Below are 24,121 nucleotides of genomic sequence, written 5' to 3' on the forward strand. Positions count from 1 at the left end.
ATCCCTGAAAGATGATCAGGTTGATAGGTTCGAGGTGGAAGCATGGTGACATGTGGAGCTGACGAATACTAATAGATCGAGGACTTAACCATATAATATGTAGCAATGTTATCTAGTTTTGAGAGAACATAAAAAACTTGTTGACTTTTAAAGTAAATAAGTTATAATAATGATTGTCTCAAAAGAATAATGTCTGGTAATGATGGCAGAGAGGTCACACCCGTTCCCATACCGAACACGGAAGTTAAGCTCTCTAGCGCCGATGGTAGTTGGGACCTTGTCCCTGTGAGAGTAGGACGTTGCCAGGCAATATTATTCCGCAGTAGCTCAGCGGTAGAGCTATCGGCTGTTAACCGATCGGTCGTAGGTTCGATTCCTACCTGCGGAGCCATTGGAGAGCTGTCCGAGTTGGCCGAAGGAGCACGATTGGAAATCGTGTATACGTCACAAGCGTATCAAGGGTTCGAATCCCTTGCTCTCCGCCATAGGATTTATAATATTTGGCCCGTTGGTCAAGTGGTTAAGACACCGCCCTTTCACGGCGGTAACACGGGTTCGAATCCCGTACGGGTCACCACTTTGGAGGATTAGCTCAGCTGGGAGAGCACCTGCCTTACAAGCAGGGGGTCGGCGGTTCGATCCCGTCATCCTCCACCATATAAATTTTATATGAATAGTATTATCGCGGGGTGGAGCAGCACGGTAGCTCGTCGGGCTCATAACCCGAAGGTCGCAGGTTCAAATCCTGTCCCCGCAACCAAATGGTCCCGTGGTGTAGTGGTTAACATGCCTGCCTGTCACGCAGGAGATCGCCGGTTCGACCCCGGTCGGGACCGCCATTTTAATAAGGCTCGGTAGCTCAGTCGGTAGAGCAGAGGACTGAAAATCCTCGTGTCGGCGGTTCGATTCCGTCCCGAGCCACCATTTATTTTAATAAAATACGCCGGCTTAGCTCAATTGGTAGAGCAACTGACTTGTAATCAGTAGGTTGGGGGTTCAAGTCCTCTAGCCGGCACCATGTAAGTTTCGGAGGGGTAGCGAAGTGGCTAAACGCGGCGGACTGTAAATCCGCTCCTTCGGGTTCGGCAGTTCGAATCTGCCCCCCTCCACCATTTACATAGGGGCATAGTTTAAAGGTAGAACTGAGGTCTCCAAAACCTCCAGTGTGGGTTCGATTCCTACTGCCCCTGCCAAAATATATTTACACAACATGGCGGTTGTGGCGAAGTGGTTAACGCACCGGATTGTGGCTCCGGCATTCGTGGGTTCGATTCCCATCAGTCGCCCCATTTTTATTTTAAAAATTACAAATAATCTAATGGATACTTACATATAATTAAGTAAGAATTCGATGGGCTATAGCCAAGCGGTAAGGCAACGGACTTTGACTCCGTCATGCGCTGGTTCGAATCCAGCTAGCCCAGCCATTTTTGCGGAAGTAGTTCAGTGGTAGAATACAACCTTGCCAAGGTTGGGGTCGCGGGTTCGAATCCCGTCTTCCGCTCCAATAAAATTTTATATGGCGGCATAGCCAAGTGGTAAGGCAGAGGTCTGCAAAACCTTTATCACCGGTTCAAATCCGGTTGCCGCCTTTTCTTTTGTGCCGATGTGGCGGAATTGGCAGACGCGCACGACTCAAAATCGTGTTCCTTCGGGAGTGTCGGTTCGACCCCGACCATCGGTATCATGAACGGCGTAAAAAAGATCTATACAATTAGTATAGAGCTTTTTTGTTTTCTTTTCATGACATGACAAAATAAGTAGAAAAAGTATTGTATATACAATATTTCTTTCGAGTACTCTAGAGAGAATTTCTCCACCCCGGTGACATGAAGTTGAATCCGATACCACCAGTAGATATTAGTACACTATCAACGGTTAAGTTTGTAACCTCTAAAAACTTCTTTTCAAACCCTTCTCTGTTGTACTTATACATAGTTGAGTGGCACGCCCACATATGCGTTGAAGTACTTAACCAGTCCCCTAAATCTTTTAATTCAGGGAACGACTCAAATTGAATTGGTTCATCTAATTTCATGAATCTCACTTGATAGATAGTTGGGTTTAACTTTTCTTCTATCCCTTTAAGACTATGTGCTTTTTTCTCATTTGAATGTGTCATAATTCTCCCTCTCTCTTTTCTTCAAATTTTTCCCTATTTTTATTATACAGCAATAGAAAGTAATTATAGGAATATTATGGAAATAGGTGTCAGCAATATAAAAAGACTCTAACAGAAATGTTAGAGTCTTTTTGTTAAATTATACTATGTGCTTCTAAAATTCGTAATAAACGTAGGAATTCATGTATAATATAACTTGTCGAAAGAACAAAATGATAGTGATTTATATTATGTCTGTAATATGAATCAAAAATGAACTTTTTATATTTCTTTTAAAAATGTGTTGAACACACATTATATTTCATATTAATATTTTTATGTAGATTTAAAACGGGAAAGAGAGTGGAAAGTATGGGCCGTAAATGGAACAATATTAAAGACAAAAAAGCATCAAAAGATGCAAATACAAGCCGTATATACGCGAAATTTGGGCGTGAAATTTATGTGGCAGCAAAACAAGGCGAGCCAGATCCAGAATCAAACCAAGCGCTAAGAGTTGTATTAGAGCGTGCGAAAACATACAATGTTCCAAGAACAATTATTGATCGTGCAGTTGAAAAAGCAAAAGGCGGTTCAGAAGAAAATTATGACGAGCTTCGTTATGAAGGATTCGGACCAAATGGAGCTATGGTTATTGTAGATACACTTACAAATAACGTAAACCGTACTGCAGCAGATGTACGAGCTGCATTTAGCAAAAATAGTGGTAATATGGGTGTGAACGGTTCTGTAGCTTACATGTTTGATGCGACAGCTGTTATCGGCCTTGAAGGTAAAACATCAGATGAAGTTCTTGAAATTTTAATGGAAGCAGATGTAGATGCACGTGACATTCTAGAAGAAGAAGATTCTGTTATCGTGTATGCTGAACCAGATCAATTCCATGCAGTACAATCTGCACTTAAAGGTGCTGGCGTTGAGGAGTTTACAGTTGCAGAATTAACAATGCTTGCACAAAGTGATGTAACACTTCCTGAAGATGCTCAAGCACAATTTGAGAAAATGGTTGATGCATTAGAAGATTTAGAAGATGTTCAACAAGTTTATCACAACGTAGACTTAGGAGAGTAATACGATAGAAGACCCTTTTCGCTTAGCGGATAGGGTCTTTTTTTATGAAGTTAATTAAGGTGATGAAGTATTAAAGGTATTTTGTTGTAGGTAGTGAATATGATTATAGGGATATATAAAATATTCATTATTTCTAGGAGGCTTAATATGGAACATAAGACACCAAAGCATATAGTTGCTGTAGCAGGTTATTTAACAAATGAAAAAAATGAAGTGTTATTAACAAAAGTGCACTGGCGAGCTGATACGTGGGAGTTGCCAGGAGGACAGGTAGAAGAAGGCGAAGCGCTCGATCAAGCTGTCTGTAGGGAAATAAAAGAGGAAACAGGGTTAACGGTGAAGCCTATCGGAATTACAGGGGTTTATTATAATACCTCTATGCATATTCTAGCTGTTGTTTTTAAAGTAGCATATATAAGTGGTGAAATAAAAACTCAACCTGAAGAGATACAAGAGGCTAAATTTGTTGATTTAAATGAAGAGAACATAGATGAGTATATAACGCGTCCTCATATGAAATCCAGAACGCTTGATGCAATGAGTGCAACACATTTTATTCCGTATGAAACGTGGGAAGTACAGCCATATAATTTAATAGGAAGATTGTAAAGAAAAGAGTAGCCGATTTGAGATACATTCGAATCACTACTCTTTTTTGTATACTGTTTAAGAAAAAGGTCAAAATAATAATAGCACTAGTATTGATTTGTAGAACGTTTGTTCTGTATAATAAATCTATATGTTATATACATTTAGATTACTAGATAGTCAAAAGTATATATATTTGTAGATGATATAATTAAAGTGTAAAGTGAAAATATAATAGTCTTAAGGGTTTCTCTTTTATTGGTTATTCGTGTTTTAACATAACCTATATTCAATATTTCAGATGAATAGTAGATAAAAAAATACTGTGATACAATACTTTTTTATCCCACTATTTGCTGGGCAGTAAGCCTGATTGATGAGGGCTCATTAAAGTTTCACTTTATACCTTACAATGATGTAAGGTACGTGTAAGAGAAATCGATGGGATATTTTTTTACAACAATGTATTCTTAAAGTAAGAGTTATATGCTGTGTGGAAAAGAGGTGTTCAAGATGAAAGAACGAGTATTATCTAGGGTGAACTATCATCAAAAAGTTGCATTAAATCCAATGACTAAACTTTTTTATAAAGCCATTATATTATTATTATTGTTAAGTTGTACGTTATTATTCATTGGAAATGTAATGATTGAGAAAAGTGATATTAGTAAATTACATGTACCGGCTAAGTTAGAGGTGCCAGAATCATTAACACATGCATTTATTGCGACAGAAGATAAAAGATTTTATCATCATAACGGTTTAGATTATATAGCAATTATTAGGGCCTCAGTTGAGAATATAAAGGCTGGTGGTGTCGTGCAAGGAGGAAGCACGATTACACAACAGCTATCTAAAAATGCCTTTTTAACAAATGAACGTACATTTTCTCGTAAGTGGAAAGAGATTTTTTATACGAAAAAAATTGAACGCACATTTACGAAGGATGAAATTTTAAAATTATATGTAAGTAATATTTATTATGGAGAAGGAGCGTGGGGAATTGAAAAAGCAGCAAACCTTTACTTCGGTAAAAAGGTGAACCAATTAACGTTGGCTGAAAGTGCAATGATGGCTGCTGTAGTAAAAGCACCTGCTTATTACTCACCTGCACAAAATTATGATAAAGCAGTAGAGAGACGAAATGTCGTTTTGAGACTAATGGAGAAAGAAGGCTATATAAGCCATGATGAGTATGTTCAAGCAGTTAGTGAGAAATTGGTAATTCGTCATGATATAAAGATAGAGCAGTCGATGTTAAATAGCGCGCGTAAAAAAGCAGTAAGTTAAGAGAAGTTCCTACAGAGGAGCTTCTTTTTTTGAATAAATTGTGACAAATTGTGACACAATATCGTCACAATTATTGTGTTTTTGTAATTTATGTGAGCGTGTTCATTGCGTGACGTATATAAGTGTTGATATTATGTGTATTGTGTACAATGCTGTATACAGAATATGAATTTAAAGAGGAATGTATATGAAATCAAATAAACTCATGGCTCTTGGTATAGTTTTTTCTATCGCAGTATTGATTGTAATTGGAACAATTGCGTATAGCATCATAAATGACAAAAAAGATAAAGGGAATGAGATGTTTGCTTATTCTACGCAACAATCTTTAGGGAAAGATGATGCTCCAGTTAAGGTAGTTGAATTTGGAGACTTTAAATGTCCTGCTTGTCGTACTTGGGATGTAACAGTATTACCTCGATTAAAAGAAGAGTATATTGATAAAGGCAAAGTGCAGTTATATTTTATTAACTTCCCATTTATCGGAAAAGACTCGGATTTAGGTGCAGCAGCTGGTGAAGCAATTTATAAACAAGATAAAGATTCATTCTGGATTTTCTATGATGAGATTTATCAAAATCAAAAGAAAGATACGGAAGAATGGATTACAGAAGATTTGCTTCTTAGCATTGTGAAAGAGAAACTGCCGAAAGTTGATGTAGAGCAATTTAAGAAAGATTTACACAGTAAAGACATTAAAGAAAAAGTACGTAAAGACTCAGATCGTGCTCAAAAATTAAAAGTTCAAGGTGCTCCTTCAGTATATGTAAACGGAAATCTTGCAAATCCTGATTTTGATAGTATGAAGAAGGCAATTGATAAAGAATTGAAAAAGTGATGAGGTTTCTCATCACTTTTTCGACTTTTTTCGATAAAATTCTTGCCTCTACTTTTTTTACATGCTATACTACTTTACATAAGTTATTCTAATATCTTATATGTAATTCATATTTGCGGGTGTAGTTTAGTGGTAAAACAAGAGCCTTCCAAGCTCTGGTCGAGAGTTCGATTCTCTTCACCCGCTCCAAATTTTATTAAATGTTTTTCTATAAATTGTGATCAACGCAGTGTTTCGTTTCCGAGATAAACGAGGCATTGCGTTTTTTAATGTTTGAAAAACCTAATTACATGCGAAAATAGAAGTAAATAATAGTATTCCAAAAGTGAATTACTAACCAATAGAGTCGTTACATGAGGGATGGATTCATCTGAGGAGGCGATTAAGAGTGGATTTTGAACAATTAAAGCAAGATGTAATTGCGTATAGTAAAACAATTGGCATAGATAAAATAGGCTTTGCGAGTGCTTCTCCTTTTGAGGAATTAAAGCAGCGCTTAATCCAGCAACAACAATTAAATTATCAATCTGGATTTGAAGAGCCTGATATAGAGAAGAGAACGAATCCGCAACTGTTATTACCGGGTGCTAAATCAATTATTGCGATTGCTTTAGCATATCCTTCAAAATTAAAAAATGCACCATTAAGTAAGCGTGGAGAACGCCGTGGGATTTTTTGTCGTGCTTCTTGGGGACAAGATTATCATCTTGTTTTACGAGATCGTTTGCAAAAATTAGAAGCATATTTAATTGAAAAACTTCCGGATATAGAAGTGAAGTCCATGGTTGATACAGGTGAATTAAGTGATCGAGCTGTATCAGAGCGTGCAGGCATTGGATGGAGCGGTAAAAACTGCTCTATTATTACACCTGAATTTGGTTCGTACGTATACTTAGGGGAAATGATTACAAATGTTCCATTCCCGCCAGATAAGCCGATAGAAGATCAATGCGGGGGCTGTACGAAATGTATCGATATTTGTCCTACCGGTGCTTTAATACAGGGGGGACAGTTAGATTCGAAGAAGTGCATTGCGTTTTTAACACAGACGAAAGGATTCCTACCTGAAGAATATCGCGATAAAATAGGAAATCGTATATATGGATGTGATACGTGTCAGACTGTTTGCCCGAAAAACAAAGGAATGGATTTTCATAATCATCCTGAGATGGAGCCGGATCCTGAGCTAGTTAAACCATTATTAACGCCACTTTTAACAATTAGTAATCGTGATTTTAAAGAGAAATATGGGATTATGTCAGGGTCATGGAGAGGGAAAAAGCCACTGCAAAGAAATGCGATTTTAGCATTAGCACATTTTAAAGAAGCATCGGCAATTCCTGATTTAATTGGTGTTATGAAAGATGACCCAAGACCAGTACTACGCGGAACGGCAGCATGGGCACTTGGGAAAATTGGCGGAGATGGAGTAGGCGAAGCGATTGAGAAAGCGATGGAACGTGAGAAAGATGAAGAAGTGCTTCATGAAATGAATCGCGGGCTTGAATTGTTAGCACAGAAAAAAGAGTAGATAATATTTCCCTTTTTCATATTGTAATATGGGAGGGAGACAGAATGGTTGTAAAAACGAAGATTGAAAACCAAGTACAACAATTTTTAGCATATATAACGGAGAAAAGAACGAATGTGGATGGTATTGCTGAGGATTTACTACAAATGGCACTGAGAAAGAAACAATTGTTTCAAAGACGTAGTGCACATATAGTGAAAGCAACTGCGGATGTTTCTTTCATTAGACAATTAAATAGTAATGACCATCAAGAAATTGATTATCAAATACATTTTAAATATTTAATTAAGCATAAAGAATTATTTTATATTGAAGAGGAACAATTAAAACGAAGAGTTTGTTTAAATAATAGTCGGATTATAGGCGATTATGCTATTGAAGTGTCAGAAGAAATTAGAATGGGTGAGACATTAGAAAGGGAAATTACGAAAGAGAAGTACGGTTCTTATCAGTATAATCGTTTAGAGGCAGTGAAATATGCAGAGCGTTGGTGGGATGACCGAAATCCTATGTATCGTAATTTCCCTGATAATTGTACGAATTTCATTTCTCAATGTCTTCATACTGGAGAAGTACCTATGAGCGGGTATCCTAATATTCGTAAAGGATGGTGGCAAAGGGAGAATCAGTGGAGCTGGAGCTGGGCTGTTGCACATTCTTTTTATTGGTATTTGTCAGGTGCTACAACAGGACTTCGAGCAGAGGCGGTAGAAAGGCCAGAAGAACTTATTCTTGGAGATGTCATTGCTTATGATTTCGAGGATGACGGAAGATGGAATCATACGACGATTGTAGTAGCAAAAGATGCAGATGGTATGCCGCTTGTAAATGCACATTCAGCGAATAGCCGTCGACGTTATTGGAACTATGAAGACTCTAGTAAATATACACCACAAATGAAATATAAATTCTTTCATATTATTAATGGGTAGAGATTTTTCGCTCAAGTGGTATAATACGTAGTAGACAAAAAACAGAGGTGAATATCGCGTGGGAGTACATGTTGTTTTATATCAGCCAGAAATTCCAGCAAATACAGGGAATATTGCTCGTACTTGTGCAGCAACTGGAACAGAATTACATTTGATTAGACCGCTTGGATTTTCAACGGATGATAAAATGTTAAAGCGTGCAGGATTAGATTATTGGCAGCACGTAAAAATTACGTATTATGATTCAATTGAAGAATTTTATGAAAAAAATAAAGACGGTGAATTCTTCTATTTAACAAAGTATGGCGAGAAAGCTCATACAGCGTTTGACTATAGCAAGCGCGAGAAGGATTACTATTTTGTATTTGGAAGAGAAACAAACGGCTTACCAGCTAATGTAATCGAAGAAAACTTTGATCATTGTTTACGTATTCCAATGACAGATAAAGTACGTTCATTAAATTTATCTAATACAGCAGCAATTTTAATTTATGAAGCGTTCCGTCAACAAAATTACCCTGGATTAGATTTAGAAATCGTTTATTAAAAGTCGCCATATGGCGACTTTTTTTATAAAATAAAAATAATATATAATCATACATTTAAAAGAGAGGACATAATCATATAGAATGGGATATATGATTAAAAATAGATAAGACGGGTTGAGATAAATATGAAGGAAGAATATAGTAATCAAAATACCTTTTTAAGTATGATAGATATGGATTTAATTAGACAAGGATTATTACATGCTATTCAAGATTTAGTATTCATATTGAAAGTTATTGATAATGAAACGTTTCAATATATGTATGTGAATAAAATAGGAATGGATTATGCTAGGTTAAGCGAAGAGTGCTATGGAAAAACTTTTGCAGAAGTATTACCAAAAGATATAGCGGGGATATTGCAAAGGCAATATGCAAAAGTAGTGAGAGAAGCGAAAGCACATACCTTTTGTGATGTAGTCAATTTACCAAAAGGTGAGATACATTATGAATCTTCACTTAATCCTGTCTGCGACGAAGAAGGAATATGTCAATTTGTTATTTGTATTACAAGAGATATTACAGCTCAAATTGAGGAGAAGACAGAGATAGAGGAAAAACAAATGTTATTTAAGTCGTTACTGGAATATAATAATGACTCAATTATATCTATAGATTCTATAGGGAGAGTTACATATGCAAATCCGGCAACGTATGAAATATTTGGATACCGGTATGAGGAATTAAATAATAAATTTATTTTTGAATTCATTAATAAAGAATATGAAAAAGATTTTCAAATTATATTTAAGGGATCGATGCAAGGAAAAGCAAAACAAATTGTTTCAAAGAAATATGTTCATAAAGAAGGGTACGAGCTATATATTTCTTTGAGAACTATCCCGATTATTGTGAACGGTGAAATTGTTGGGATTTATATTGTTACGAGAGATGTTACAAGGCAAGTATTAAACGAAATGCGAACAGAATATTTAGCTTACTATGACCAGTTAACGGGATTAATGAATAGAATTTCATGTACAAATAAGTTAAATACTTTTTTAAATGAGAGTGTAAATTTTGCACTTGTATTTATAGATTTAGATGAGTTTCATCGTATTAATGATACATTTGGTCATAAAGAGGGAGATAAAGTATTACAAAAAGTTACAGAATGTTTAAGCAATCTAAAAATAGAAGATATGCACTTATTTAGAGAACACGATGATCAATTTGTTATGTTGATAGAAAATATAACGAAAGAATATGTAGAGGAAGTTGCAAAAAGCATACTGAAAAATATTAGTGAATATTTTGTAATCGAAGAAGAAGATGTATATTTAAGTGCGTCAATTGGAATTGTAATGGCTCCAGCAGATGGAGAAGATGAAAAAATACTATTTCAGAGAGTCGATGCTGCTTTAGAAAAAGCAAAAGAAAAAGGAAAAGGACATTATCATTTTTATTGTAGTGGATTAGACTGTGAGCGTGAACAAAGGTTTATAATAGAAAACCAGTTACATCGTGCTATAGAAAAAAATGAATTTTTCTTATATTATCAGCCACAAATTAATATTGAAACGAAAAAAATAGCTAGTATGGAAGCTTTAATAAGGTGGGAGAATAAGGAATTAGGATTTGTTTCTCCAAACCAATTTATTCCGTTGGCAGAAAGAACAGGATTTATTATTAAGCTGGATGAATGGGTAGTAAATCAAGTGTGTCAGCAATTGCGCGAATGGTTAAATAAAGGGTATGATGTGGTCCCAATTGCAGTTAATATTTCAGCTAGACACTTTCGTTCTATTACATTAATAGAGATGATTACACGGGCTTTAAATAAGTACAATGTACCAACTCATTTATTAGCGATAGAGGTTACAGAAGGAGCTCTTATACATAAAGATATATCGAAGAGAGTATTACTACAATTAAAAGAGAAAAATTTAAAGATTCATTTAGATGATTTTGGAACAGGCTATTCATCTTTAAGTTATTTAAAAACATATCCAATTGATACTTTAAAAATTGATCGTTCTTTTATGGAAGGTATACATATAGATGAACGTGATACGAATATTACAGCTGCAATTATTCATTTAGCTCATACTTTAGAATTAAATGTAATTGCAGAAGGAGTAGAAAAAAAGGAGCAAATACAGTTTTTGAAAGAAAAGAATGTGAAGCTTGTACAAGGTTATTATTATAGCCGACCACTATCCAAATATGATATGGAAAATATGTATTATAAATAAAAAAATGATGTGCTAAAAGCACATCATTTTTTATGTGTACCTGGTTTGTCATTGTAACCGGATGTAAAAATAGCTGTAAGAAATGTGAGTGATACACCTAAAATTAATAATAATTTCATACTAATATCCTCCTTACTTTTTTCGGTTCATGAGTTTTATTTATTACCCAAAATGTATGTAAGGTTCTTAGAAGAAAAGAATTTATTTATAATGAATAGCAGTGTAAAAACGTTAATACCTATATTATACAGAATTTTCTTTGAATTTTGGAGAGAATTTTAGTGTGCTATTATATATTTCGTTTTGATTTAAAGAATGTTTAAGGACATCCTAGCATACCTTTTATAATAATCCGATTGAACAAGGAGATGGGGGAGGAGCTATAATGGATATTCTAAAAAAGATTGAACAGCATCGAGCAGCAGAAGAGCGTTTACAATGGGAAGGTACGTTTGCGGAGTATTTGGAGCTTGTGAAAGAAAGACCATGGGTGGCTCAAACAGCACACTCTCGCATTTACAATATGATAAAAGATGCTGGAATTGAAGAAGTTGATGGTAGAAGAAAGTATAACTTCTTTAGTAATCAGCTCTTTGGATTAGAGGATGCTCTAGAACGTCTTGTAGAGGAATATTTTCATCCATCTGCAAAACGATTAGATGTTAGAAAAAGAATTTTATTATTAATGGGTCCTGTTAGTGGAGGGAAATCAACGTTAGTTACAATGTTGAAACGAGGATTAGAAACATATTCAAGAACAGATCGCGGAGCAATTTTTGCAATTAAAGGATGCCCAATGCACGAGGATCCACTGCATTTAATTCCACATCATTTACGAGATGATTTCTTTGATGAGTATGGGGTTAGAATTGAAGGGAATTTATCACCACTAAATGTCATGCGTTTAGAGCAAGAATACGGATCAAGAATTGAGGATGTAGTTGTAGAGCGTATTTTCTTCTCTGAAGATCGCCGTACAGGGATTGGTACATTTAGCCCGTCTGATCCAAAATCACAAGATATTGCAGATTTAACAGGTAGTCTGGACTTTTCTACGATTGCAGAATATGGTTCAGAATCAGATCCGCGTGCGTATCGATTTGATGGAGAATTAAATAAGGCAAACCGAGGAATGATGGAGTTCCAAGAGATGTTAAAATGCGATGAGAAGTTTTTATGGCACTTATTATCACTTACGCAAGAAGGGAATTTCAAAGCGGGAAGATTTGCGCTTATTTCAGCAGATGAATTAATTGTAGCGCATACGAATGAAACAGAGTATCGCTCATTTATAGCAAATAAGAAAAATGAAGCATTGCACTCAAGAATTATTGTAATGCCAGTTCCTTATAATTTACGAGTAAGTGAAGAAGAACATATTTATGAAAAAATGATTCGTGAAAGTGATGTATCGAATGTTCACATTGCACCACACACACTTCGCGTTGCAGCAATGTTCACTATTTTAACTCGTTTAAAAGATCCGAAGCGTCCGGATATTGATTTAATTAAAAAGATGCGTTTGTATGATGGAGAAACGGTAGAAGGTTATAATGCGATTGATGTAGAAGAATTACAACGCGAATATCAAGATGAAGGTATGAAGGGTATTGATCCTCGTTATGTCATTAACCGAATTTCGTCTACAATCATTCGAAAAGAGGTACCATCTATTAACGCGTTAGATGTACTTAGATCTTTAAAAGATGGGCTAGATCAGCATCCATCCATTAGTAATGAAGACCGTGAACGTTACATGAATTTCATCTCATTAGCGAGAAAAGAATACGATGAAATCGCGAAGAAAGAAGTACAAAAAGCGTTTGTTTATTCATATGAAGAATCAGCTAAGACGCTTATGGATAATTACTTAGATAACGTCGAGGCGTACTGCAATAAATCGAAATTACGTGATCCGTTAACAGGAGAAGAAATGAGTCCAGATGAAAAATTAATGCGCTCAATTGAAGAGCAAATTGGAATTTCAGAAAATGCTAAGAAAGCGTTCCGTGAAGAGATTTTAATTCGCATTTCTGCTTATGCCCGTAAAGGAAAACGCTTTGATTATAATTCACATGAACGTCTTCGTGAAGCGATTCAGAAAAAACTATTTGCTGATTTAAAAGATATAGTGAAAATTACAACATCAACGAAAACGCCGGACGAAAATCAGCTTAAGAAAATCAATGATGTTGTTGCGCGTTTAATTGATGAGCATGGCTATAATTCTTCTTCAGCAAATGAATTACTACGCTATGTAGGTAGCTTGTTAAACAGATAGTTTGATAACAAAACGCTGTCTCTTGTATTTTGCGGGACAGCGTTTTATTATCCGTTCATATGTGTATAAAGTGTCATACCTTGTCCAAATGTAATAAATTAAGATGCAATTTTATGAATTTATTGTCAATTATTTTTACAATATGCATATGATAGAGTAACCAACCATTCATACGAAAAAAGCCAACACAATACGATATGTTGCAAAGTAAAAATATGTGCAACAATGCATTGTGTTTCTTTCTTATCAGTGGCTGAATATTTCTTTCTATTATGTGAGTGGCAAAATTTTGTTTAGGATGCTCGGGGTATTGTATGAAAAACGTTATAAATGTTTATGGGATGATTTTCTGTGGGCAGTTACCTTTCAAACATTCTAGCTTGCACATTACAGAACAAAATTTATAGATTGCTGTTCATACAGGAAGACAATTACAGTAAGGAGGGAAAGGAATGGGCGAAGAAAATCAACCAAATTATACGATTTCACAGGAAAACTGGTCCCTCCATCGCAAAGGATATGACGACCAACAGCGCCATCAAGAAAAAGTACAAGAGGCAATTAAGAATAATTTACCCGATCTTGTAACAGAAGAAAGTATAGTTATGTCTAATGGCAAGGATGTTGTAAAAATACCAATTCGTTCTCTAGATGAATATAAGATTAGATACAATTATGATAAAAATAAACATGTTGGGCAAGGAAACGGTGACAGCAAAGTTGGTGATGTCGTTGCGAGAGATGGATCAGGTGGTCAAAAACAAAAAGGGCCAGGAAAAGGGCAAGGAGCAGGAGATGCAGCTGGGGAAGATTACTATGAAGCTGAAGTCTCTATTTTAGAATTAGAGCAAGCGTTTTTCAGAGAGTTAGAACTGCCTAATTTAAAGAGAAAAGAAATGGATGAAAACCGGATTGAACATGTTGAATTTAATGACATTAGAAAAACAGGATTATGGGGAAATATCGATAAGAAACGAACAATGATATCCGCATATAAACGAAATGCAATGAGTGGTAAAGCATCTTTTCATCCAATTCACCAAGAAGACTTAAAGTTCCGCACTTGGAATGAAGTATTAAAGCCAGATTCAAAAGCTGTTGTATTAGCGATGATGGATACGAGTGGATCGATGGGAATATGGGAGAAATATATGGCACGTAGCTTCTTTTTCTGGATGACAAGATTTTTACGCACAAAGTATGAAACAGTAGATATTGAATTTATTGCCCATCATACGGAGGCAAAAGTAGTTCCAGAGGAAGAGTTTTTCTCAAAAGGAGAAAGTGGCGGAACGATTTGTTCTTCTGTATACAAAAAAGCACTCGAACTTATCGATAATAAATATTCACCAGACCGCTATAATATTTATCCATTCCATTTTTCAGATGGTGATAATTTAACATCAGATAATGCTAGATGTGTAAAACTTGTTGAAGAGCTAATGAAGAAGTGTAATATGTTTGGGTATGGGGAAGTGAATCAGTATAACCGCCATAGTACACTCATGTCAGCCTATAAAAATATTAAAGATGAAAACTTTAGATACTATATTTTAAAGCAGAAAGCAGACGTATTTCATGCGATGAAAAGCTTTTTTAGAGAAGAATCAGGTGAGAAAATGGCATAACCTCTTTTAAAGAGGTTCTTTTTTTGTAAACTTTTTATTTTTCTAGTTGACAATGATAATGAAAATCATTGTCATTTATTCGAGAAATGATTACATTTCGAATTATATATTTTGAAGGAGATGTAAAATTGAAACAAAATAAAAGAAAACGTATAAATGCAATGATTATAGCGGCGGCGTTATCACTTCCGTTTGCTGTTTATTCAACACCTGCTTTAGCGGCAGTAGCAATTGAGGCGAATAAAACGGGACAAGGTTTAGAAGATGGTACATATGACGCTGTTATTAAAGCGTATAAAGATAAAACAAATGAAGAGTCTATGGCAGCTGTTTATATAAAGGATCCGAAATTAACAATTGAGAATGGAAAGAAAATTGTAACAGCAACGTTAAGTGATAGTGATTTCTTTCAATACTTGAAGACAGAGGATATTCACACTCCAGGTGTGTTTCATGATGTAAAGGTCATATCAGAAGACAAAAAGAAAAATGGGACGAAGGTTATTCAATTTGAAGTTGGAGAATTAGGAAAAAGATACAATATGCAAATGCATATTTATATTCCAACGATGGCCTATGACAATAAGTATCAAGTACAGTTTGAAGTAAATACATTGAATTTAGAGAACAATGTTCCAGAAAAACAAAAGGAAAATAAAGAGGATAAAGTGGATCAACAAGATGAAATTGGAAATGTAATAGTAGATAAGCAACTACAAAGGCATATTAATAAATATAATTTAAATAGAGAAAATCTAGATACCCCAATAACTAAGGAAGATTTATTAAAAGTTAAATCCTTAATAGTCGTTGAAGCTAAAAGTAAAGGAATAAAAGACGTAAGTGGTCTAGAATATATGACGAACTTAGAAAACTTAACGTTGGAAGAAGTTAAGTTAAAAAATATAAAATTTATCTCGGACTTGAGACAATTGAAATCATTAAGTATAACCTATGGTGAACTTGAAGATATTGGACCTTTGGCTAAGTTAGAGCATATTGAGTTTTTAACTTTGAGAAACAATAAAATCTCAGATTTAAGCCCATTAAGCCAAATGAAGAAGATTAAAATGCTAGATTTAAATAGTAATTATATAAAAGATATTAAACCATTATTTACAGTGAAATCTTTAAGGACTTTGACTGTGGCAAATAATCAAATTAGTAATGATAACCTTGCTGGAATTGAGCAATTGAAAAATGTAAAAAACTTATCTTTAAGTAACAATGGACTTACAAATATTGAACATATTACATCAATGAAAAAATTAGTAGAGTTAGATCTTGCTAAAAATGAATTAGAAAACATCGAACCTTTATCAAGATTATCTACTGTACAATCACTTAATTTAGAAGAAAACTATATTTCAGATATAACGCCACTTAGTCACTTAACAGACTTATATGATTTAAAGTTAGGTTCAAATGAAATTCGTGATGTTAGACCTGTTCAAGAGCTAGGAAAAAGAATATATATCGATATTCAAAGACAAAAAATCTTTTTAGATAATGTAGAAAAAGATAAGGAAGTTAAAATACCTATCTATAATTTACAAGGAGAGCCACTTGATACTATTCAATTGAAGAGTGAAGATGGGATCGTTAATAATGGTTCTGTTAAATGGGGGACTACTGGTAAAAAAACATATGAATTTACGTTGGATATAAAGCCAGAAGAGAATCGTATTAAGTTTAATGGAACAGTAATTCAAAATGTTGTTGAAAGATTAGATGAAATCAAGGAAACAATAAAAGAGGATAATGAACAAAAGGAAAATGTAATTCTCGATAAAACTTTACAAAAACATATTAATAAAGAGAATTTAGGTAGAGAGAATTTAAACGCTCCTATTACAAAAGAAGATTTATTACAGATCAAAAAATTAGAGATACTTAAAGAAAAAGGAAATGAGATAAAAAATATAACAGGTTTAGAGTACATGACGAACTTAGAAAAACTCACTTTAGAAGGAGTAGGCCTGAAAAATATTGAGTTCATCTCAAACTTGAAACAATTGAATAATGTGAATGTATCTCATAATCAAATTGAAGATATAACACCACTATCTTCATTGGAAAATTTACAGTGGTTAAATCTTGCGGACAATCATATTAAAGATGTAACGGTTATTGGTTCCATGCTAAACTTATTTAGCTTAAATCTAGTTGGGAATGAGATTCGTGATGTCAGGCCGTTAATACAATTAGGGCAGTGGTTTACAATTGATGTTGGAAGACAAAATATCATTTTAAATGATGCAAAAATAAACGAAGAAATTCAAGTTCCTGTATATGATTTAGAAGGAGAAAGTATTGAAAATATTCAATTGACAAGTGAGGGAGGGACGTTTAATAACGGAGTAATAAAATGGAATACGCCAGGTGAAAAGGTGTATAAATTTGATTTAGATTCTGATGAAATTAGCATAAGGTTTAACGGAACAGTTATACAGAATATAGTGGAAAAAGAAGAAGTAAAAGAACCGGTAAAAGAAGTTGAAGAAGCAAAAGAAGAAGTGAAAGAACCAACAAAAGAAGTTGAAGAAACAAAAGAAGAAGTGAAAGAACCGGTAAAAGAAGTTGAAGGATCGAAAGAAGAAGTGAAAGAACCGGTAAAAGAAGTTGAAGGATCGAAAGAAGAAGTGAAAGAACCGGTAAAAGAAGTTGAAGGAACAAAAGAAGAAGTGAAAGAGCCGGTAAAAGAAGTTGAAGGAACAAAAGAAGAAGTGAAAGAGCCGGTAAAAGAAGTTGAAGGAACAAAAGAAGAAGTAAAAGAGCCGGTAAAAGAAGTTGAAGGAACAAAAGAAGAAGTAAAAGAGCCAACAAAAGAAGCGAAAGAACCAAAGAAAGAAGTAAAAGAATCAGCAACAGGATTGGATCAAGAGCCAAAAGGGAATAATCAAGTTTTTGAAAACGAGGGAAGAAAAGCAGACACTTTAAATAAACAACATACTAATAAGCCAGAGGAAGGCAAGAAATTTTTACCATCAACAGGCGGTGAAGCTAGCACTTCGACTTTACTTTCTGGCATAACACTTGTTCTTTCCGCACTAAGTATGTTCGTATTTAGAAAGAGATTATTTAAGAAATAAATAACGTTTAATCTTATTATTATATATAATTAATTTTTGCTTTTTTGAGAAGACATTATCATGGCGGTTTTATTAGAAACATGCATATGATGATGTCTTTTTTTACTAGAGAAGGATATTACTAGTGATTGTCTAAGTGTATTAGAAAAGGAGGGGAAGTTATGCATATTAATTCTATTTCAAAGATCGAAGAAGCTGCAGAATTTATTTCGATGATGAATAAAGATATTACGCAGCATGTTGGTTATTGCGGGGAAAATCATGAAGAAATATTGGACGCTATTCTTCATGGTTTTTCTGATATAGGGTGGGAGAAGTCTTTTGTCGTTTCTTATAATGATAATAATGAAATTGTAGGTGTATTAGGATTTGATATAGATGAGATAAGCGAAAGTGCGGAGATTTGGGGGCCTTTTATTATAGCTTCGAATTGGGGAGAGATTGCTTTAAGTATGTGGAAGAAACTTATCGAGAAAATTCCACTTCATATTCAAAAGTTTCATGGATTTTATCACGTGAAAAATAGTAATGGTATCGACTTTATGAAATATTTACAAGCTAAAAAACAAGAGAAACATAGCGTTTTAATTTTAAAGAAAACTAATGTGGAGCAATGTACAATAAATCAAGTAGAGGAAGCATCTCAACAAGTATTTGAGCAGTTTATTGTTTTACATAATAATATTTTTCCTAATACATATTATGAAGGAAATGAAATCATTGAACGTTTAAGTGATACGAATAAATTATTTGTAAGTATGAAGAATGGTAAGTTAGAAGGTTATGTATATGTTGAAGTAAATCCGGAGTTTCATGAAGCGAATATTGAATTTATTGCAACCGCTGAAAATAGTAGAAGAAAAGGTGTCGGAGAGCGGATATTGCAAGGGGCAATTCAGTATATTTTCTCTTTCCAAGGGATGAGAGAGATAGTACTATGTTTGAATACGAATAATGATCATGCGATGAAATTGTACAAGAAAGTAGGTTTTGAGGAAAAAGCATGTTTACAACACTATATAATAGAGTGAAAAACCCATTCATATGAATGGGTTTTATTACGGATTTAGAAGTGATTTGAGGCGCCAATCGTTACATAACCTTTTTTATTTTTTTCGGCACTTCTTTCGTTTGCAAATTAACATCTTCTTTTCGTAGCTCTTTAAAGAGTGAAGTAACCATAAGAACGACTACAATAGAAAATGGTAGCGCAGCAATTATAGCTGCGATTTGTAGTGCATTTAATCCTCCAGCTTGTAATAAAATAGCGGCAATTATCGCGATTGTTAATCCCCATATAAGTTTTAAACTATTTTTCGGTGATAAACTTCCGTTACTCGTTTGCATTGAAACAACAAATGTTGCTGAATCGGCAGAAGTAACGAAAAATGTGGCTACTAAAATTAACCCGATAATCGTTAAAAATGTAGAGAATGGTAGGTGTGAAATAACAGCAAATAATCCAATCTCTGTACCATTTTTTGCAATTTCATCAGCTATTCCAAGCGATTGGAACATTTCCATATGGATTGCGGTACCACCAAACACTGCAAACCAAAATGTACAGATAAGAGTTGGGACTAATACAACTCCAAAAATAAATTCTTTTATTGTGCGCCCTTTAGAAATACGAGCGATGAATGTACCGACGAATGGAGACCAAGAAATCCACCATCCCCAATAGAAAATAGTCCAGTTTTCAATCCAAGAAGAAGATTTTTCATTAAATGCTCCTAAATTTAATCCCATACTAGGCAAAGCTCCAATATAAGAACCGAGTGTAGATGTGAAATATTTCATAATAAATACGGTTGGCCCTAAAAATAAAAAGGAGACGAGTAAAATACCTGCAAGAGAGAAATTTAAGTTACTCAAATATTTAATCCCACGATCTAAGCCAGTTTGTGCACTCGTTAAATATAAAACGGCGAAGATGGCGATAAGTACGAGCTGTGTAAGTAAAGTGTTATGAATAGAAGGGAATAAATAGCTTAATCCTCCAGCAATTTGTTGAGCACCAATCCCAACAGATGGTACAATGCCAAATACTGTGGCTAAAACAGCTAAAATATCGACTGTTTTTCCGATACGAGAATTTTTCGATCGATTAAATAATGGAGTAACTGTAGCCCCGATAGTGCTACCTTTTTGTTTGCGGAATGTGAAATATGCAATTGTTAAAGCGACCATTGCGTATAGTGACCATGGAAAGAGACCCCAGTGGAAAAATGAATATTGCATAGCGAGTTTGGCACTTTCCTCTGTCCCCGCTTTTCCTGTTAATGGATCTGTAAAATGTGAAATCGGTTCAGCGATTCCATAAAAGAGGAGTCCAATCCCCATTCCTGCTCCAAACAACATGGATAGCCAAGATGGATAATTATATTTTGGCTTTTCTCCATCTTTACCAAGACGAATAGAACCGTACTTAGAAAATGCTAAATAAGCAGCCAAAATAATCATTGTAGTCATAAGTAGAGAGTAAAACCACCCAAATTTATTGAGGATAAATGAGTTTAAAGAAGATGTAACACTTTGTAAATCGTAGCCTTGTATCCAACTTGCTGGGGTAATTCCCCATATAATGAATAATGTTGTTAGCAAGAAGGAGATATAAAATACACTGTTTTCTTTTTTTATCATAGAATCCCACCCTTATTTAATAAAGTTAACAATTATAATAATCATAACAATTAAGTTTTTAATTGTCAAAAAATTACCTTTTTATAATGTGAAAGGATGCAATTTGTTTTAGGGAGGTAAAGAGCAATGTGTTCACGATATGTACAAATTATAGGAAGAAATAATATGAAATATTGCATTTTATATTGTTACATCCAGATTTTATGTTAAATTCTTGAATGGAATATTAAAATAGGGGGCAAGGATATGAACAAGAAATCAAAGATCAATAAAGTGATGCTTAGCATTAGTACAATGGCTTTATCGTTAGGCGCACTTCAAACTCATGCAGCAGCGGAAGAAAAAGTACCGTATAACGTGTTGAAAACGAAACCGGTTGGAATTGAAAAGTCGGTAGATGAAGTTGGACATATTTCAAAAGTTGATGAAACTTTATCATTTCAAGAACGTTTAAAAGTAGGAGATTTTTCACAGCGACCAGCATCTATTACGAAGAAAACTGCAGTAAAGCAAGTTAAAGAAAGCTATTCAATGGCTGATTTAAACAAAATGAATGATCAAGAATTAGTTGAAACGTTAGGCAGTATTAAGTGGCACCAAATTACAGACTTATTCCAGTTTAATGAAGATGCAAAGGCTTTTTATAAAGATAAAGGAAAAATGCAAGTCATTATAGATGAATTAGCTCATAGAGGTAGTACATTTACGAAAGATGATTCAAAAGGAATTCAAACGTTTACTGAAGTGCTGCGTTCAGCTTTTTATCTTGCATTTTATAATAGTGAATTAAGCGACTTAAATGAAAGAAGCTTCCAGGACAAATGTTTACCTGCTTTAAAAGCAATCGCAAAAAATCCGAATTTTAAGCTTGGTACAGTTGAACAAGATACAGTCGTATCTGCATACGGTAAATTAATTAGTAATGCTTCAAGTGATGTTGAAACGGTTCAATACGCATCGAATATTTTAAAGCAATACAATGATAATTATACTACTTATGTAAATGATCGAATGAAGGGACAAGCAATATACGATATTATGCAAGGTATTGACTATGATATACAGTCGTACTTAACTGTGGCTCGTAAAGAAGCGAATGAAACGATGTGGTATGGAAAAGTAGATGGGTTTATTAATGAAATAAATCGTATTGCTCTTCTAAATGAAGTAACGCCAGAAAATAAATGGCTCGTTAATAATGGCATTTATTTTGCTAGCCGTTTAGGGACGTTTCATAGTAATCCAAATAAAGGATTAGAGGTTGTTACACAAGCAATGCATATGTACCCGCGCTTAAGTGAACCGTATTTTGTTGCGGTAGAACAAATTACAACAAATTATAATGGTAAAGATTATAGCGGGAATACAGTAGATTTAGAGAAAATACGTAAAGAAGGAAAAGAGCAATACTTACCAAAAACGTATACATTCGACGATGGATCAATTGTGTTCAAAACAGGAGATAAAGTATCAGAAGAAAAAATTAAGAGACTATATTGGGCTGCGAAGGAAGTAAAGGCACAGTATCACCGTGTAATTGGAAATGACAAAGCGTTAGAGCCAGGAAATGCGGATGATGTATTAACGATCGTAATTTATAATAGTCCAGATGAATATCAGTTAAATAGACAATTGTATGGATATGAAACAAACAACGGTGGAATTTATATTGAAGAGACAGGTACATTCTTTACATATGAGCGTACACCAGAGCAAAGTATTTATAGTTTAGAAGAGTTATTCCGTCATGAATTTACTCATTATCTGCAAGGGAGATATGAAGTTCCTGGTTTATTTGGAAGAGGAGATATGTATCAAAATGAAAGGCTAACTTGGTTCCAAGAAGGAAATGCAGAGTTTTTCGCAGGATCTACTCGTACGAATAACGTTGTACCAAGAAAGAGTATAATTAGCGGATTATCATCTGATCCTGCAAGCCGTTATACAGCAGAGCGTACACTATTTGCTAAATACGGTTCTTGGGATTTCTATAATTACTCGTTCGCATTGCAGTCTTACTTATATACGCATCAGTTTGAAACATTTGATAAAATTCAAGATTTGATTCGTGCGAATGACGTGAAAAATTATGATGCATATCGTGAAAATCTAAGTAAAGATCATAAGTTAAATAAAGAGTATCAAGAGTATATGCAGCAGTTAATTGATAATCAAGATACATACACTGTACCAGAAGTAGCTGATGATTATTTAGCTGAACATGCAACGAAGTCGTTAGCAGCGGTGAAGAAAGAAATTAGTGATACGTTGCCTATGAAAGATACAAAAATGACAAAACATAATTCTCAATTCTTTAATACATTTACATTAGAAGGTACGTATACAGGTAGTGTCACAAAAGGTGAATCAGAAGATTGGAAAGCAATGAGTAAAAGAGTAAATGAATCTTTAGAACAATTGGCGCAAAAAGAATGGAGTGGCTACAAAACCGTTACAGCATACTTCGTCAATTATCGTGTGAATAGCTCAAATGAATTTGAATATGATGTAGTTTTCCACGGTATCGCAAAAGATGACGGAGAAAATAAAGCTCCAACGGTTCATATAAATGGTCCTTATAATGGACGTGTAAAAGAAGGTATTCAATTTAAAAGTGATGGCTCAAAAGATGAAGATGGAAAAATCGTTTCTTATTTATGGGACTTTGGAGATGGAAGCACAAGTGCAGAGGCTAATCCAGTACATGCATATGAAAGAGAAGGAACTTACAAAGTTGCGTTACTAGTAAAAGATGATAAAGGGGGAGAGAGCAGAAGCGAAACAACGGTTACGATTAAAGATGGAAGTTTAACAGAATCAGAACCAAATAATCTTCCAGAAGAAGCGAATTATATTGGGCTAAACACTACTATAAAAGGTAGCCTTATCGGCGGAGATCATACTGATGTTTATACATTTAATGTAGCATCAGCGAAAGATATCGATATTTCCGTTTTAAATGAGTATGGAATCGGGATGACATGGGTGCTTCACCATGAATCAGATATGCAAAATTATGCAGCTTACGGTCAAGCTAATGGAAATCATATAGAGGCAAAAATGAATGCAAAACCAGGTAAGTATTATTTGTATGTATATAAATATGATAATGGCGATGGAACGTACAAATTATCAATAAAATAAGTACTTTTCCAATGTATGTTTAACTTTACTTTTTGTGGAAAATAGTATATTATATAGATATATAATATATCGGTTATTTACTAGGAGGAGCCTGTCACAATAGGCTTCTCCTGTTCTTTTTTAGGGGGCCTGTCTTACAGGCTTTTCTTTAAAAAGTAAATAACTGAAAATTAAGAACAATAATCTTTGAAAGAGGTGGGGCATACACATAACAAAAA

The 24,121-nt window shown here is 34.4% G+C and carries 15 protein-coding genes, 16 tRNA genes and 2 rRNA genes (1 of these 33 running past the window's edge); 31 read left to right on the forward strand and 2 right to left on the reverse strand.

The features are described from left to right. From MKY21_RS02660 to MKY21_RS02740, 17 genes are all read left to right on the forward strand, one after another. Positions 1-92: ribosomal RNA gene (locus MKY21_RS02660) — 23S ribosomal RNA — on the forward strand; it begins 2,831 nt to the left of the window's first position. Positions 93-192: 100 nt separating this feature from the next. Next, positions 193-308, forward strand: a 5S ribosomal RNA gene (gene rrf, locus MKY21_RS02665). A gap of 8 nt (positions 309-316) precedes the next feature. After that, positions 317-391, forward strand: a tRNA-Asn gene (locus tag MKY21_RS02670). A gap of 2 nt (positions 392-393) precedes the next feature. Continuing rightward, a tRNA-Ser gene (locus MKY21_RS02675) sits at positions 394-485 on the forward strand. 17 nt (positions 486-502) lie between these two features. Next, a tRNA-Glu gene (locus tag MKY21_RS02680) sits at positions 503-577 on the forward strand. Positions 578-581: 4 nt separating this feature from the next. Beyond that, a tRNA-Val gene (locus MKY21_RS02685) sits at positions 582-657 on the forward strand. Between the two features lie 26 nt (positions 658-683). Next, positions 684-760 (forward strand) — tRNA-Met (locus MKY21_RS02690). Positions 761-763: 3 nt separating this feature from the next. After that, positions 764-839, forward strand: a tRNA-Asp gene (locus MKY21_RS02695). 9 nt (positions 840-848) lie between these two features. After that, positions 849-924 (forward strand) — tRNA-Phe (locus MKY21_RS02700). 18 nt (positions 925-942) lie between these two features. Further along, positions 943-1,018: transfer RNA gene (locus MKY21_RS02705), tRNA-Thr, on the forward strand. A gap of 10 nt (positions 1,019-1,028) precedes the next feature. Then, positions 1,029-1,112: transfer RNA gene (locus MKY21_RS02710), tRNA-Tyr, on the forward strand. Positions 1,113-1,119: 7 nt separating this feature from the next. Continuing rightward, positions 1,120-1,193: transfer RNA gene (locus MKY21_RS02715), tRNA-Trp, on the forward strand. A 20-nt stretch (positions 1,194-1,213) separates the two neighbouring features. After that, a tRNA-His gene (locus MKY21_RS02720) sits at positions 1,214-1,289 on the forward strand. Positions 1,290-1,352: 63 nt separating this feature from the next. Further along, positions 1,353-1,427, forward strand: a tRNA-Gln gene (locus MKY21_RS02725). Between the two features lie 5 nt (positions 1,428-1,432). Further along, a tRNA-Gly gene (locus tag MKY21_RS02730) sits at positions 1,433-1,507 on the forward strand. Positions 1,508-1,521: 14 nt separating this feature from the next. After that, a tRNA-Cys gene (locus MKY21_RS02735) sits at positions 1,522-1,592 on the forward strand. A 10-nt stretch (positions 1,593-1,602) separates the two neighbouring features. Beyond that, a tRNA-Leu gene (locus MKY21_RS02740) sits at positions 1,603-1,684 on the forward strand. A 117-nt stretch (positions 1,685-1,801) separates the two neighbouring features. Here MKY21_RS02740 and MKY21_RS02745 read toward each other — a convergent pair. Then, a complete protein-coding gene (locus MKY21_RS02745; protein WP_000149817.1) occupies positions 1,802-2,122 on the reverse strand; it encodes a DUF3884 family protein in 321 nt (106 codons plus the stop codon). 351 nt (positions 2,123-2,473) lie between these two features. Here MKY21_RS02745 and MKY21_RS02750 point away from each other — a divergent pair, with 351 nt between their 5' ends. The 13 genes from MKY21_RS02750 (at position 2,474) to MKY21_RS02810 (ending at position 19,147) form a co-directional block, all read left to right on the forward strand. After that, positions 2,474-3,193, forward strand: a complete 720-nt coding sequence (locus MKY21_RS02750; RefSeq protein ID WP_000532952.1) for a YebC/PmpR family DNA-binding transcriptional regulator — start codon at positions 2,474-2,476, stop codon at positions 3,191-3,193. Positions 3,194-3,340: 147 nt separating this feature from the next. Then, entirely contained in the window at positions 3,341-3,802 is a 462-nt protein-coding gene (locus MKY21_RS02755; protein ID WP_000400457.1) for an NUDIX hydrolase, read from the forward strand. 492 nt (positions 3,803-4,294) lie between these two features. Beyond that, positions 4,295-5,071, forward strand: a complete 777-nt coding sequence (locus MKY21_RS02760; protein ID WP_000664715.1) for a transglycosylase domain-containing protein — start codon at positions 4,295-4,297, stop codon at positions 5,069-5,071. A gap of 187 nt (positions 5,072-5,258) precedes the next feature. Continuing rightward, positions 5,259-5,909, forward strand: a complete 651-nt coding sequence (locus tag MKY21_RS02765) for a DsbA family protein (RefSeq protein WP_000841306.1) — start codon at positions 5,259-5,261, stop codon at positions 5,907-5,909. 115 nt (positions 5,910-6,024) lie between these two features. Further along, positions 6,025-6,098, forward strand: a tRNA-Gly gene (locus MKY21_RS02770). A gap of 199 nt (positions 6,099-6,297) precedes the next feature. Continuing rightward, positions 6,298-7,440, forward strand: coding sequence for a tRNA epoxyqueuosine(34) reductase QueG (gene queG / locus MKY21_RS02775; protein WP_000345215.1), 1,143 nt, complete (start codon positions 6,298-6,300; stop codon positions 7,438-7,440). A 44-nt stretch (positions 7,441-7,484) separates the two neighbouring features. Beyond that, on the forward strand, positions 7,485-8,372 hold the full coding sequence (locus tag MKY21_RS02780; protein ID WP_000260592.1) for an amidase domain-containing protein: 888 nt from the start codon (positions 7,485-7,487) through the stop codon (positions 8,370-8,372). A 58-nt stretch (positions 8,373-8,430) separates the two neighbouring features. Then, on the forward strand, positions 8,431-8,919 hold the full coding sequence (gene trmL, locus MKY21_RS02785; RefSeq protein WP_000538147.1) for a tRNA (uridine(34)/cytosine(34)/5-carboxymethylaminomethyluridine(34)-2'-O)-methyltransferase TrmL: 489 nt from the start codon (positions 8,431-8,433) through the stop codon (positions 8,917-8,919). A gap of 126 nt (positions 8,920-9,045) precedes the next feature. Then, entirely contained in the window at positions 9,046-11,115 is a 2,070-nt protein-coding gene (locus MKY21_RS02790; protein WP_000657168.1) for a sensor domain-containing protein, read from the forward strand. 385 nt (positions 11,116-11,500) lie between these two features. Next, on the forward strand, positions 11,501-13,396 hold the full coding sequence (locus MKY21_RS02795) for a PrkA family serine protein kinase (protein WP_000353273.1): 1,896 nt from the start codon (positions 11,501-11,503) through the stop codon (positions 13,394-13,396). A gap of 452 nt (positions 13,397-13,848) precedes the next feature. Beyond that, complete coding sequence (gene yhbH / locus MKY21_RS02800; RefSeq protein WP_000503518.1) at positions 13,849-15,024, forward strand: sporulation protein YhbH; 1,176 nt, start codon at positions 13,849-13,851, stop codon at positions 15,022-15,024. A 128-nt stretch (positions 15,025-15,152) separates the two neighbouring features. Continuing rightward, positions 15,153-18,116: an NEAT domain-containing protein gene (locus MKY21_RS02805; RefSeq protein WP_341075375.1), complete on the forward strand. Its 2,964-nt coding sequence runs from the start codon at positions 15,153-15,155 to the stop codon at positions 18,114-18,116. 161 nt (positions 18,117-18,277) lie between these two features. Beyond that, positions 18,278-19,147, forward strand: coding sequence for a GNAT family N-acetyltransferase (locus MKY21_RS02810; protein ID WP_000547921.1), 870 nt, complete (start codon positions 18,278-18,280; stop codon positions 19,145-19,147). Between the two features lie 61 nt (positions 19,148-19,208). Here the strand turns inward: MKY21_RS02810 and opuD are convergent, their stop codons facing one another. Then, on the reverse strand, positions 19,209-20,759 hold the full coding sequence (gene opuD, locus MKY21_RS02815) for a glycine betaine transporter OpuD (RefSeq protein ID WP_000591575.1): 1,551 nt from the start codon (positions 20,757-20,759) through the stop codon (positions 19,209-19,211). Between the two features lie 246 nt (positions 20,760-21,005). Here opuD and colA point away from each other — a divergent pair, with 246 nt between their 5' ends. Then, on the forward strand, positions 21,006-23,903 hold the full coding sequence (colA, locus tag MKY21_RS02820; protein ID WP_016117133.1) for a collagenase ColA: 2,898 nt from the start codon (positions 21,006-21,008) through the stop codon (positions 23,901-23,903). Positions 23,904-24,121: the final 218 nt, after the last annotated feature.

The sequence above is a fragment of the Bacillus sp. FSL R9-9497 genome, from assembly GCF_038005805.1.
Taxonomy (GTDB): Bacteria; Bacillota; Bacilli; order Bacillales; family Bacillaceae_G; genus Bacillus_A; species Bacillus_A cereus.